Source organism: Pantoea sp. X85 (genome assembly GCF_029623675.1).
GTDB classification, from domain to species: domain Bacteria; phylum Pseudomonadota; class Gammaproteobacteria; order Enterobacterales; family Enterobacteriaceae; genus Pantoea; species Pantoea leporis.
On record NZ_CP121108.1, the window covers coordinates 2,371,858 to 2,386,182 of the forward strand.

General features: G+C 59.8%; 9 protein-coding genes. All 9 read right to left on the bottom strand.

Annotated elements, in window-relative coordinates:
- Positions 1 to 9: 9 nt before the first annotated feature.
- The gene (locus P6287_RS11065; protein WP_277973700.1) at positions 10 to 417 is read right to left on the bottom strand and encodes a flagellar protein FlhE; all 408 of its coding nucleotides are present in this window, start codon (positions 415 to 417) and stop codon (positions 10 to 12) included.
- Positions 417 to 2,504 carry a flagellar biosynthesis protein FlhA gene (gene flhA, locus P6287_RS11070; protein ID WP_101764133.1) on the bottom strand — a complete coding sequence of 696 codons (2,088 nt, stop codon included), beginning with the start codon at positions 2,502 to 2,504 and terminating at the stop codon, positions 417 to 419. Before flhA ends, P6287_RS11065 begins: the two co-directional genes overlap by 1 nt.
- Positions 2,497 to 3,648 carry a flagellar biosynthesis protein FlhB gene (gene flhB / locus P6287_RS11075; protein WP_101764132.1) on the bottom strand — a complete coding sequence of 384 codons (1,152 nt, stop codon included), beginning with the start codon at positions 3,646 to 3,648 and terminating at the stop codon, positions 2,497 to 2,499. The genes flhA and flhB overlap by 8 nt, the downstream gene beginning before the upstream one ends.
- Before the next feature lie 87 nt (positions 3,649 to 3,735).
- Positions 3,736 to 4,599, bottom strand: coding sequence for a uroporphyrinogen-III C-methyltransferase (cobA, locus tag P6287_RS11080; RefSeq protein ID WP_137385963.1), 864 nt, complete (start codon positions 4,597 to 4,599; stop codon positions 3,736 to 3,738).
- 11 nt (positions 4,600 to 4,610) lie between these two features.
- Positions 4,611 to 7,214, bottom strand: a complete 2,604-nt coding sequence (locus P6287_RS11085) for a nitrate reductase (protein WP_277973701.1) — start codon at positions 7,212 to 7,214, stop codon at positions 4,611 to 4,613.
- Positions 7,211 to 11,278 (bottom strand): nitrite reductase large subunit NirB, encoded by a 4,068-nt coding sequence (gene nirB / locus P6287_RS11090; protein WP_277973702.1) that lies wholly within the window; start codon positions 11,276 to 11,278, stop codon positions 7,211 to 7,213. The genes P6287_RS11085 and nirB overlap by 4 nt, the downstream gene beginning before the upstream one ends.
- Before the next feature lie 10 nt (positions 11,279 to 11,288).
- Positions 11,289 to 12,077, bottom strand: coding sequence for an ABC transporter ATP-binding protein (locus P6287_RS11095; RefSeq protein ID WP_101764128.1), 789 nt, complete (start codon positions 12,075 to 12,077; stop codon positions 11,289 to 11,291).
- A 10-nt stretch (positions 12,078 to 12,087) separates the two neighbouring features.
- Positions 12,088 to 12,960, bottom strand: coding sequence for a nitrate ABC transporter permease (ntrB, locus tag P6287_RS11100; protein WP_101764127.1), 873 nt, complete (start codon positions 12,958 to 12,960; stop codon positions 12,088 to 12,090).
- A gap of 11 nt (positions 12,961 to 12,971) precedes the next feature.
- A complete protein-coding gene (locus P6287_RS11105; protein WP_277974927.1) occupies positions 12,972 to 14,225 on the bottom strand; it encodes a CmpA/NrtA family ABC transporter substrate-binding protein in 1,254 nt (417 codons plus the stop codon).
- Positions 14,226 to 14,325: the final 100 nt, after the last annotated feature.

Here is a 14,325-nt window from a genome sequence, read left to right on the forward strand (position 1 = left end):
TAGCACGCGTTACTGATAATTCACCGTCACTTCACTGCTCACCACGCGTAAACCGGGCGGCAATGCGCCCTTCCCCTGAAAGCCAAATGCAAGATGCAGCGTCTCTTCCGCCGCCACGTTGGCTAAGCCGCGCGTACTGCCGCTGGCGCCTTCAATCTCGACACAACGATCGCCCGCACATAAGCGCACCACCAAACCCGAGGGCTCAGGACGGCTGAGCTGATAACGCCAGTACACCAGCGAAATATTGCCCGGCGCGCTGGAAGGCGCACGCAGCGCAGGCGTCATCAGCCAGTTACCGCGCACGCCAAGGCTTGGGCCGCTGGCGTTGGCTGTCCAGGCACCGCTGGACGCATCAACAGCCAGCGGCAGCGCCATCAACGGCATCATCATTACTGCCCAGCACCAGCGACGCATTACTTGCCTCCAATGGTGGCGGTCATGCGGATTTGACGGTTGTCGGTCAGCTCCATATTCGACAGCACAATCAGCTGCGGCAGATTGCGCCGCAGGAAGCGTGCCAGCAACGCACGCAGCGGATGATTGACCAGCAGCACCGGCGGCGCGCCTGCCATCTCTTGCTGCTGCAGTGCGCCTTGCGCCTGCACCAGTAAGCGATCTGCCAGACCTGGCTCGAGTCCACCGCCACCTTGCAGCGCCTGCAGCAACAGGCGTTCCAGCGTGGCATCCAGGCCGATCACCTGCACTTCGCCGTTGCCCGGGAACCACTGTTGGGTAATCGCCCGTCCCAGCGCCACACGCACAACGCTGGTGAGCTCTTGCGGATCGTTCTGCACTGGCGCATGTTCCGCCAGCGTTTCAATAATGGTGCGCATATCGCGAATCGAGACGCGCTCGGTCAGCAGGTTTTGCAGCACTTTGTGCAGCGTAGTCAGCGTGATGACGCCCGGCACCAGATCTTCGGTCAGCTTCGGCATCTCTTGCGTGACGCGATCCAACAGCTGCTGCGCTTCCTGACGGCCAAACAGCTCGCTGGCGTATTGGCCAATCAGGTGATTGAGGTGCGTCGCCACCACGGTGCTGGCTTCCACCACGGTAAAGCCCTGAATCTGCGCCTGCTCTTTCAGGGCGCTGTCGATCCAGATCGCCGCCAGACCAAAGGCCGGATCGACGGTTGGCTCGCCCGGCAGCGAACCAGCGGCGGTGCCGGGGTTGATCGCCATCCAGCGGCCCGGGTAAGCATCGCCACTGCCAATTTCTACGCCTTTCATCAGGATGCGGTAACGCGCGGGTGGCAGCTCCATGTTGTCACGGATATGCACCACCGGCGGCAGAAAGCCCACCTCTTGTGCCACCTTCTTACGAATACTGCGGATACGCCCCAAAAGTTCGCCGTTTTGCAGGTGATCGACCATCGGAATCAGGCGATAACCCACTTCCATACCGAGCGAATCTTCCAGCTGCACATCGGTCCACGACGCTTCCACCGTGGCCGGCGTTTCCTGGGTTTTCACCAGACTGGAGGCTTCCGCCGGTTTCTTCGGCTGCATTTCGCGACCGCGTAACCACCAGGCAAGCCCTAATAGCGCAGCGGTAAACAGCAGGAACACCAGGTTTGGCATGCCCGGCACCAGGCCGAGCAAACCAATCACGCCGCCGCTCAGCATCAGCACGCGCGGGTTCTTGAATAGCTGCGTTACCATCTGCTCGCCGACGTCCTGATCGGTGCCCACGCGCGTTACGATGACACCTGCGGCGGTGGAGATCACCAGCGCCGGAATCTGTGCTACCAGGCCGTCACCGATGGTCAACAGCGTGTAGGTTTCACCGGCGTGACCGAGATCCATGCCGTGCTGCACCACGCCGACCAACAGGCCGCCGATGATGTTGATCACCATGATCAGGATGCCGGCGATGGCGTCACCACGAACGAACTTACTCGCACCGTCCATTGAGCCGTAGAAATCGGCTTCCTGCGTCACTTCGGTACGGCGTTGCTTGGCTTCCTGTTCGCCAATCAAGCCGGCGTTGAGGTCAGCATCAATCGCCATCTGCTTACCGGGCATCCCATCCAGCACAAAACGCGCGCCGACTTCGGCAATACGTCCCGCACCCTTGGTGATAACCATGAAGTTGATGATAACGAGGATGATGAACACCACGATACCGATGGCGAAGTTACCGCCAACGAGGAAGTGACCGAAGGCTTCCACCACGCGTCCGGCCGCATCGGCGCCGGTGTGGCCCTCCAACAGAATGATACGGGTTGACGCAACGTTCAGCGCCAGACGCAGCAGCGTCGAGAACAGCAGAATGGTCGGGAAGGCGGCGAACTCCAGCGTGCGCTGGGTGAACATTGCCACCAGCAGCACCATGATCGACAGCGCAATGTTAAAGGTGAACAGCAGGTCAAGAATGAATGCGGGTAACGGCAGCACCATCATCGACAAGATCAACATGATCAGTACCGGGCCCGCCAGCACTTGCCATTGCGTGTCTTTAAAGTTGCCCGGTAAACGCAGCTTCTCGGCTAAATTAGCCATCGTTAGTGTTCTCTCCTGCAAAGTCCATGTCTGCCGGAACCGGCAGGTTTTTTGGTTTGTTTGGAATCAGGCCGCCTTCGCGCTTCCAGCGTCGCAGCTGCCAAACCCAGGCCAGCACTTCCGCTACCGCGCCATACAGCGCGCCGGGGATGAACTGACCAATTTCGGTGTGTCGATACAACGCACGCGCCAGCGGCGGTGCTTCAAGAATCGGGATGCGGTGCTCTTTGGCGAGCTCACGAATCTTCAGGGCGATATCGCCCGCGCCTTTGGCCACCACTTTGGGCGCGCTCATCTTGCCTTCCTGATACTTCAGCGCCACCGAGTAGTGCGTCGGGTTAGTGACGATAACGTCGGCTTTCGGTACATCGGCCATCATGCGACGGCGTGCCGCCGCGCGCATCGCCTGGCGAATACGCCCTTTAACGTGCGGGTCGCCTTCGTTTTGTTTGTGTTCGTCGCGAATTTCCTGGCGCGTCATCTTCAGCTTTTTGAAGTAGCTGTAGAGCTGCCAGAACACATCAAAACCCACCATCGGGAACAGGCCCAGCATGATCAGCCCACAGCAGGCGGCGATCATCGACAAACCATGATGTAGCGCGTTGATCGGCGATTCGCTCATCAAACGCAGCATCTCTTCCCAATGGCTCCAGATGTACCAGCCAGCCACCAGCCCAACCAGCACCGCTTTCATGATCGATTTCACCAGCTCTGCAGCGGTTTGGCCGGAGAACATGCGGCCAATACCGGTGAGCGGGTTGAGCTTTTTGAGATCGAACTTAATGGATTTGCCGCTGAAGTTAAGGCCGCCCAGCGCCATCGGCCCGGCAATCGCCACCACCACTAAGCCGCCCATCAGCGGCAGCAGCGCGATCACCGCCTGCTTAATCAGGCTGCCGATATGACCAATGATCACTTTGTCATCGTTTACCATGCCGTGATCAAAACGAAATCCGGTGGCGACCATGCTGGCCAGACGCTCCGCCATGCTGTTGCCGCCGACCCACAGGATCAGCAATCCAATCAACAGCATCATCACTGAAGTCAGCTCGCGCGAACGCGGAATCTGCCCCTCCTCACGCGCTTTTTCAAGTCGGTGGGGCGTGGGCGATTCTGTTTTGTCCTCGTTACTCTCTTCAGCCACGACTTACCTCAGCTGGCAGGAATTCTGAGCATAGAATGCCAAAACCCTGACAGGCTAAAGCGCGGATTAAAGGGGGGAAATGTGAGCTTATTTAGCCATAAGTGAAATTGCGGGCTGATTGGTCGCCATAAATGGCGCCGCTACATTGCTCGAATGTGCATTAATCCTGACCGGTTGGCGATAAAAGTGCACCACGTCACCCACCAACAATAACGCCGGCGATTGGGCTTGTTGCACCTCAACAGTGTGTGCCAGCTCAGCCAGCGTAGTGATCATCACCCGCTGATCGGCACGCGTGCCATTCTCAATGATTGCCACCGGCGTCTGCGCGTTGCGGCCCTGCGCCTGCAGCTGTGCGCTGATGCTGGCGCTCCACTTCAGCCCCATATAAAACACCAGCGTCTGGTTATTGGCGGCGAGGCTGGCATCATCCAGCTGCGGTTCACCGCTTTTGCCGTGACCGGTAATTAACCGCAGCGACTGTGCGCAATCACGGTGCGTTAGCGGAATGCCGCTGGCTGCCGCGCATCCGGCGGCGGCGGTAATACCCGGCACGATCTGGCAGGCTATTCCCGCCTGTTGCAGATAGAGCATCTCTTCACCGCCGCGCCCGAAAATAAAGGGATCGCCGCCTTTGAGCCGCACCACTTGCCGCCCGCTGCGGGCTAAATCCACCAGCAGCTGATTAGTTTGCGCCTGCTTTAACCCGTGGCTGCCGGGCTTCTTGCCGACATCAATCGCCAGCGTCTCCGGCGGCACTTCCGCCATGATCGCCTCGCTCACCAACCGGTCATACACCACAACGTCGGCGCTGTTGATCAGCCTCCATGCTTTTAAGGTGAGCAGTTCTACGTCTCCCGGCCCAGCCCCAACCAGCCAGACGCCACCTTGCGCGTGTTCGCCGTCACGCGGATTAAACAGCTTGTCGAGGGATTCACTGGCTTGCGTCATGATGTTTTCCGTTACTGCGCCACGCGCAGAGATGAGAGCAGTTGTTTGAGCTCCGGGATACAGGAGCCACAGTTGGTGCCGCATTTCAACACCGCGCCGAGCGCTGCCGGGGAATCACAGCCCTCAGCGATGGCCCGGCGAATCGCCACTTCACCGACGCCAAAGCAGCTGCAAAGGGTACGTCCGTGGCTGCCGCCCTGCGCCGGTCGCCCGCCCAACAGCGCATGTCGCTGCTGCGGCAAATCGGGCGGCTGGCTGAAGGCCCGCGCGATAAATGGGTGATCGATGTCTGGTAGCCAGGGCGCGGCATAAAAGGCGCATGCCAACTTGCCCTCGCGCCAGCCAAGCCAGTGCAATTGCTGTCCCGCCTGCGCCTGCTGCCATTGCAATGCGGACATGCCCGGCAGTTGCATCAGCCATTCGCCAGCATGAGCGCTGCCCGCCAGCACATAGCGCTGCACGCCGGGCTGTGGGGCTCGCGACCAGTAGAGTAGTGCAGGCGGCGTGATGATGTCCGGCAGCCACAGCCAGCCTTGCCACGCTGGACGCAGTAGTTGCAAGCGCACCGCCGTTTGTTTTAACGCTGGCTGAGCGGAATCGGGACAACAGCTGGCCGCGACTAATCCATCGACGTTGGCCTGCCCGCTGAACTGTCTTGTCCAGTGCATCGGCACAAAGATTTGCCCACGCTGCAGGCCGCTGTCGAGGGTGACGCGTCCACTGCACCAGCCCAGCGCCGACTGCACGCGCGTCACATCGCCGTGGCTCAAGCCGTACGCCGCCGCATCCAGCGGATTTAGCGCGACAAAGGGTTCATCGTAATGCTGCATCAGTCGCGGCACGTTGCCGGTGCGCGTCATGGTGTGCCACTGATCTCGGATGCGGCCGGTATTCATCAGCAGCGGATAATCAGTGGTCATGAGGGTTTTAACCGGTATCGCGGGCGGCAGCAGACGCGCTTTTCCATCGGCATGGTAAAAGCGGCGATCGGCAAACAGCCGCGCGGTGCCGTTGGGTGACGCGGCAGTGATCGGCCACTGCACCGGGGCTAACTGGTCATATTGCTCACGCGTGATGGTTGCCAGCGCGCTGATATCAAAGGCGCGCGTGCCGCGATTCTCAAAACCAGACAGCGCGGCATGCTCGGCGAAAATCTCGCCTGGATGCTGCCAGGCAAAGGCCGCGCCAAAACCGAGTCGCTGCGCCACCTGCGCCAGCAGCCACCAATCCGCTTTGGCCTCACCGGCTGGCGCAATAAAACTGCGCTGGCGTGAGATACGCCGCTCCGAATTGGTCACGGTGCCGTTTTTCTCGCCCCATGCCTGCGCCGGCAGTAGCACATCAGCAAATTGTGCCGTGTCGCTGTGGGCGCTGACTTCCGACACCACCACCAGCTCGCATTTCGCCAGCGCGTGTGCCACGCGGTTACCTTCCGGCATCGAAACGGCAGGATTGGTACCCATGATCCACACTGCCTTGACGTCGCCGCGTTCGATGGCATTGAACAGATAAACTGCCGTCAGTCCCGGCTGCTGCGCAACACGATCGCTCCGCCAAAAGCGCGCAACACGATCAACCTCTGCTGCGCTAAAGCCCATGTGCGCCGCCAGCTGATTGGCTAAGCCGCCCACTTCACGGCCGCCCATGGCGTTGGGCTGTCCGGTCAGCGAAAACGGTCCGCAGCCCGCACGGCCGATTTTGCCGCTGAGCAGATGCGCATTGAGGATGGCGTTGTTGTTATCGCTGCCGGTTTGTGACTGATTGATGCCCATGCACCACAGCGTCAGCACGCGCGGCTGCGCTGCGAACAGCTGCCAAAATGCCACAATGTCATGCTCACTCATCTGGCAGGCAGCGGCGACCGTCGCCACATCCCACGCCTCACAGGCGGCTAAGGTCGCTTCCACATTGGCCAGATGCGGCAACATACTGGCATCGATACCCTCATGGTGCGCCAGCCAGTTCAGCAGCCCGGCAAACAGCGCGCTATCAGATCCCGGTTGCAGCGCCAGATGAACATCAGCAAGGTCACAGCTGGCAGTACGACGCGGATCGATCACCACCAGCTGCATCTCAGGGCGTTCGGCTTTGGCCTGCACCAGCCGCTGCCACGCCACTGGATGCGCCCATGCCGCGTTGGAGCCGACTAACACCACAACATCGGCTTGTTCAAGATCGTCATAGCAGCACGGCACCGCATCGGCACCGAAAGCGCGTTTGTAACCCACCACCGCCGAAGCCATACACAGCCGTGAATTGGTATCGATGTTGGCAGAGCCAATAAAGCCCTTCATCAGCTTATTGGCGGTGTAATAATCCTCCGTTAGCAGTTGACCGGAGCCGTAAAAGGCCACCGCCTGCGGGCCATGTTGATCGATGATGCGCCGGAAACCCGCCGCCACATGGTCCAGTGCGGCATCGATACTGACGCGCTGACCATCAATCTGCGGCCAGAGCAAACGACCGTCATGCATCAGGGTCTCGCCCAGCGCTGAACCTTTGACGCACAGCCGACCGAAATTAGCCGGATGCTGGCGGTCGCCGCTCACCGGCGCATCGAGGGCTTTCACCTCCACGCCACAGCCCACGCCGCAGTACGGACAGGTGGTTTTCATGAGGCCGCCGCCAGCGCAATAATCGGCTGATGCCCGAGCCACACTTTGCCGCCCTCCACGCGCACCGGCCAGCAGCGCAGCTGATGCTCGGCGTTATCGAGACTTTGTCCGTCGCGCAGCCGCACGCGCTGCTTGTAGAGCGGTGATATCACCACCGGCTCGCCCGCTACGTCGCCGAGAATGCCACGCGACAGCACGCTGGCTTGCGTGCCGGGCTCAATATCTTCCAGCGCATAAATCGCCTCGCCCAAGCGGAACAAGGCCACACGCTGACCGCCTAACCGCGCACCCATGCCCGCAGACGGCGGGATAGCGTCGACAAGGCAAATGGCACTCCAGGGTTCTGCCGGCAACGTGGTAACGGGAATGCTGTCCGCCGTCGCGGGCTGACGCTGACCGCGCACCTGCACATAGTTGAGCGTCTCGTCAGGCTGCTCGCTGTTGACGGTGGCGGTAAACAAGGCGCGACGCGAAGGATCCTGCAGCGTGCTGTGCCATTCGCACTGATAGCGCTCCACCACGCGCTGCATCTCCTGCTCCAGTTGCACGGCTATACCGAGTGAATCTTCGATCACCACCTGACGCAGGTAGTCGAGTCCGCCTTCCATGTTATCCATCCACACGCTGGTGCGCTGCAGACGATCGGCGGTGCGCACATAGAACATCAAGATGCGGTCAACGTAGCGCAGCAGCGTTTCATCATCGAGATCGCTGGCGAACAAATCGGCATGACGCGGTTTCATCCCGCCGTTGCCGCAGACATACAGGTTCCAGCCTTTTTCCGTGGCGATTACGCCAATGTCCTTGCTCTGCGCTTCAGCGCATTCACGCGTGCAGCCGGAAACCGCCATTTTAATTTTGTGCGGGGCGCGCAGCCCTTTGTAGCGATTCTCTAATGCGATGGCGAAGGCGGTAGAATCCTGCACGCCGTAACGGCACCAGGTTGACCCCACGCAGGATTTTACCGTGCGCAGCGATTTGCCATAAGCGTGACCGGTTTCAAAACCCGCCGCGATTAAGTGTTCCCAGATATCCGGTAACTGATCGAGCCGCGCACCGAACAGATCGATGCGCTGACCGCCGGTGATTTTGGTGTAGAGATCGTAACGAGCGGCTACTTCACCAATCGCAATTAGCCCTTGCGGCGTAATTTCACCGGCTGGCACACGCGGTACCACCGAATAGGTGCCATCTTTCTGGATGTTGGCGAAGTAGCGATCGTTGGTATCCTGCAGCGGCAGATGTTCGGGCTTCAGTAAGTAGTCATTCCAGCATGATGCCAGCAATGATCCCACCAGCGGCTTGCACACTTCACAGCCCTGTCCGCGTCCGTTGAGCTGCAATAGCTGCTCAAAGGTGGTGATGTTGCCGACGCGGATCAGGTGATACAGCTCTTGACGCGAGTAGGCAAAGTGTTCACAGATATCCTTCTTCACTTCCACGCCCTGACTGGCGAGCTGGAACTCCATCACCTGTTTGACTAATGCGCTACACCCACCGCAGCCGGTTGCCGCTTTGGTGCAGCTTTTGATCGCCGCCATGTCACCGCAGCCGCCCTGCACTGCCCCGCAAATGTCCGCCTTGCTGACGTTATGGCACGAGCAGATTTGCGCGCTGTCTGGCAACGCCGCGACACCCAGCGCTTTAGCCGGCGCACCCGCTAACTGGGGCAAAATCAGGCTTTCCGGCTCTTCTGGTAACGGTAACTGATTCAGCATCATCTGCAGCAGGCTGGCGTAATCTGCGCTGTCGCCCACCAGCACGCCGCCAAGCAGCGTTTTGCGATCTTTGCACACCACCAGTTTTTTGTAGATGCCCTTTGGATTATCGATCCACTGATAACTTTGGCTGTCAGCGGTGCGCCCGTGCGCATCGCCAAATGACGCCACTTCCACGCCGAGCAGTTTCAGTTTCGTGCTCATGTCGGCACCGCTGAACGCCAGTTCTTCCTGCGCCAGCTGCGCCGCCAGTACGCGCGCCATTTGATATCCCGGCGCAACCAAACCGAAAATTTGCCCTTGCCACAGCGCGCATTCACCAATCGCATAGACATCTGCGGCGCTGGTGGCGCAAGCGTCGTTGATCAGAATGCCGCCGCGTTCACCCAGTTGCAGACCGGCGGCGCGCGCCAGTGCATCACGCGGACGAATACCCGCTGAAAATACCAGCAGGTCCGTTGCCAGCAGGCTGCCATCGGCAAAACGCAGCTGCAGGCTGCCATCCGGCAGACTCTCAATCGCTTCAGTTTGCTTGCTGGTATGAACTTGAACGCCCAGCGCGCTGATTTTGCCGCGCAGCATCTGCGCGCCGCCGTCATCCAATTGCACCGCCATCAGACGCGGCGCGAACTCCACCACATGGGTTTCCAGACCGAGCTGTTTCAATGCGTTGGCGGCTTCCAGTCCGAGCAGCCCGCCTCCAATCACCACCCCGCGCGTCGCATTACGGGCACAGTCAGCAATCGCATCCAGATCGGCCAGTGTGCGGTATACAAAACAACGCGCGTGATCGTGGCCGGGAACCGGCGGTACAAACGGCACCGAGCCGGTCGCCAGCACCAGTTTATCCCAGGTCAATTCCGCGCCGCTGGCATCACGCAGGCTGCGTTTTGCACTGTCAATTGCCACCACTTCACAACCGCTGCGCAGTTCGATGCCGTGTTGCTGAAAGAAGTTATCGCAGACCAGTGACAAATCGTCCGCGCTTTTACCGTTGAAGTATTCGGTAAGATGCACGCGATCGTAGGCCATCTGCGGCTCATCGCCGTATACCACGATGTGATAGTGCTGATGCAGTTCACGACTCACCAGCTGTTCGAGAAAATGGTGGCTGACCATGCCATGTCCAACCACGGCGAGAAGAGGTTTGCTCATCATCTGGCTTCCTGCAGCGCTTGGCTGCGTTGTGTTGTCGTCAAGACCGAACAGTGCGTTAATGCCCACCTGCGCGGCCTGTTGAAGTTGTGGTAGCAGCGTGCCTGCCGCCTGGCTGTCGCCAAACAGCAGCACGCCGCGCAGTGCGCCATTGCGCAAAAACAGTCGGCGATAGTGCTGGTGCAGCGGGTCAAAGCTGCTGATGGCGTCGCCTTCGCTGATATCGCCCGCACTGAACATCTCAATGCCGCTGACTTTCAGCCGCGTACCGTTTTCCTGATAGTGAAAGTCGGCCACGGGTTCACCCGCCAGTTGTGCTGCCAGCACGGCGGCCTGCGTCAGACAAGGCGCAATCAAGCCAAAGGTTTCGCCGCTGATTTCGCAGCACTCACCCAGCGCATACACATGCGGAAGCGCGGTTTGCAGTTGACGGTTAACCAGAATGCCGCGCTGGCAAGGCACGCCCGCCGCCTGCGCCAGCGCGATCTCCGGCAGCACGCCGATGGCGATCACCACCTGCTCCGCTGCGATAACCGCCCCATCGCCGAGCGTGACGCTTTCGGCGTCAATGGCCTGCAAAGTGACGCCGAGCCGACAGCGAATACCGCGCTGTGCCAGATGCTGCTGCAACAGCGCACCCGCTTTGGCATCCAGCTGGCGATCAAGCAGCCACGGACGATGATGCAGCAGCGTTACGTCACGTCCACGCTGACGCAGCGCCGCTGCGGCTTCCACGCCAATCAATCCGCCGCCCAGCACCACCACCGGACCTTGCTGCGCGAGCATGGCCTCCACGTCTCGCACCGTGCGGAAACCCTGCACCTGTGGGCGATGGATGCCGGGCAGATCCGGCATGCGCGGCCTCGAACCGCAGGCGAACACCAGCTTGTCCCAGTGCAGGGTGCGCTGGTCGGTTAGTACTGTGCGCGTAGGGATATCCACCTGCAGCGCCTCTTCCCCCATAAGCAACTGCACCTGATGTGCCGCATACCATTCGGGTTCGTGGAGCACCGTGTCAGCAAAGGCTTTTTCGCCCGCCAGCACCGGCGACAGCAGCACCCGGTTGTAATTGCCGTGCGGCTCACGGCCAATCACCGTGATGGCGTAGCGACCCGGTGCACGTTGCAGCAAGATTTCCACCATGCGCATCGCCGCCATGCCGTTCCCGATCACTACCAGTCGCTGCAACATGGTTGTCCCCTTACGCCACAGCCGTTTGCTTTTCATACAGGAAATGCAGAATCCGCTGACGCAGCTGGTGATAGCGCGGCTCGTCGGCTAACGCTACCCGTGAACGTGGACGCGGCAGGTCGATGTTGAGAATGTCACCGACCTGCGCGGCGGGGCCGTTGGTCATCATCAACACGCGATCTGACAGCAACACCGCCTCATCGACATCGTGCGTAATCAGCACAATGGTGGTATTGAGCTCCTGCTGGATGCGCATCACGCTGTCTTGCAGATGAGCGCGCGTTAGCGCATCCAGCGCACCGAACGGTTCATCCAGCAGCAGCACACGCGGCTGCATGGCCAGCGCACGCGCAATCCCGACACGCTGCTTCATGCCGCCGGAGATCTCCGACGGACGCTTATGCAGCGCGTGACTCATCTGCACGCGATTGAGGTTGTGTTCGATCCACTCGCTCATCTCTCTTTTGCTCATTTTTCCTTTGAACACTTGCTGCACCGCCAGCTCCACGTTTTGGTAGGCGGTCAGCCACGGCAGCAACGAATGGTTCTGGAACACCACCGCACGCTCCGGACCGGGACCGCTGATTTCGCGGTTGTCACACAGCAACACGCCGCTACTCGGCTGCGTCAGCCCGGCTATCAAATTGAGAAGCGTGGACTTTCCGCAGCCGGAGTGACCAATCAGGCTGAGGGTTTCACCTTCGTGGATATCAAAACTGACGTTATCGAGGGCGAGGAACTCGCCGCCTGCGGTATTGAAGCGCTGGCTGACCTGCTGTACGCGAATAATTGGATTCATCATCGGCTCCTTATTTTTCCCAGCTAAAGCGGCGTGCCAGTAACATCAGCGCCTGTTCGAGCAGTAAACCGACCACGCCAATCACCACGATGGCAATCAGGATGTTTTCCACATTGAGGTTGTTCCACTCGTTCCAAATCCAGAAACCGATACCGAGCCCACCGGTTAGCATTTCCGCAGCGACAATCACCAGCCATGCGATGCCCATCGATAAACGCATACCGGTTAACACTGCAGGCAGCACCGCTGGGAACAGAATGCGGCGCATCACTGTCCACTCATTGAGCCGCAGCACGCGCGCCACATTGAGATAATCCTGCGGAATTCGCTGTACGCCTTCGGCGGTGTTGATCACCATCGGCCAGATGGAGCAGATGAAAATGGTCCAGCTTGATGCCGGTTCAGCGCGCTGGAACAGCAGCAGGCCAATCGGCAACCAGGCAAGTGGACTGACCGGACGCAGCAACGCGATGATCGGGTTGAGCATGTGCGCGATAAAGGTAAAACGGCCAATCAGGAATCCGGCGGGAACGCCCACCAGCGCCGCCAGACCAAAGCCGATTGCCACCCGCTGCAGCGAGGCGACCACGTTCCAGCCGATGCCCTGATCGTTGGGCCCGTTGTTGTAAAACGGATCGGCAAACAGCGTGACGGCGGCTTGCCAGGTGGCATATGGCGTGGGGAAGCCTTTACTGGACATTGAAGCCAGTTGCCAGACAAACAGCAGCAGAATCAGGCCGCAACTGGCGGGGATTAGCCGCTGCAGCAGGGGACGGAGCCAGCGTTGACCCCGACGCGGTGCGGGCGTTACCTTGAGTGCAATCACCTGCGCCGGTGGCGCGGCGATCGGCGCGGTATTGAGCGAGCGTGCTTCAGATTTCATCATGACCTCACTTAACGGCGTTTAAGGGCAAAACTGTCGGCATAAGCGGCTGGATTGCTGCCGTCCCATACTTTGCCGTCGAACAGTGTGCTGCTGCGCATCTCGCCGGCTGGGACGCTAATGCCGCCCACCGCGCTGGCGGCCTGTTTGTAGATATCAATACGGTTGATCTGACGCGCCACTGCTGCATAATCAGGCGCGGTTTGCAGCATGCCCCAGCGCTTCATCTGCGTCAGGAACCACATGCCGTCGGAAATCCACGGGAAGCTCACTTCACCGTCGCGGAAGAAGCGCATACCGTGCGCGTCCTGCCAGCGCTGACCGAGGCCATTTTCGTACTGACCGAGCATGCGCCCTTCCAGCGTTTCCACTTTGGTGTTGATCCACGCGCGTCCGGCCAGCACCTGCGCGGTCTCTTTGCGGTTAGCGTCGGAGGCATCGATCCAGCGCGCGGCTTCCAGCACTGCGGCGGTCAGCGCACGGGCGGTATTGGGGTTCTCTTGCACCCAGGCGGCGCGCGTGGCGAGAATTTTTTCCGGATGATCCGGCCAAATTTGCTGTGTGGTGGTGGCGGTAAAACCGATGTTGTCGCTGATAGCACGCTGGTTCCACGGCTCGCCAACGCAGAAGCCACTCATGTTGCCCATCTTCATGTTCATCACCATTTGCGGTGGCGGGACCACCACGGTGCGCACATCCTCAAACGGGTCGATACCGGCGTTGGCCAGCCAGTAATAGAGCCACATGGCGTGTGTACTGGTTGGGAAGGTATGCGCGAAGGTAAAGCTGCCTTTGGCTTGGCTGGCGATTAATTTTTGCAGGCTGGCCGCATCAGTAACTTTCTGATCTTTAAGCTGATTCGCCAGGGTGATGGCCTGCCCGTTGTTGTTGAGCGTCATCAGGTTAGCCATCTCATGCTGAGGCCCGGCAATGCCCAACTGCAGACCATAAATCATGCCGTACAACGCGTGCGCGGCATCCAATTCGCCAGCGGTGAGCTTGTCGCGCACCGCCGCCCAGCTGGCTTCTTTACTCGGTTGCAGCGTCAGACCGTATTTTTTATCGAAGCCTTTTACTGACGCCATCACCACCGGCGCGCAGTCGGTGAGCGGAATAAAGCCGACGCGAATGTTGCTCTTTTCGGGCGCATCGGAACCGGCAGCCCATACCGCATTGCGTAATCCCGGCAGTAGATAGCTGCCACCGACCGCCGCGCTACCCAGGAGAAATTGACGTCGTGACAATGTGAACCGCGTTTTGCTCATCATGCGCATCCTGAAAAAAAGAATAAAAAAAGGCGTCCTCCCGCATGTCGCAAAAACATGGGGCCGGACGCCTTTATCCAAAGCACTCGCTTCACCGCCG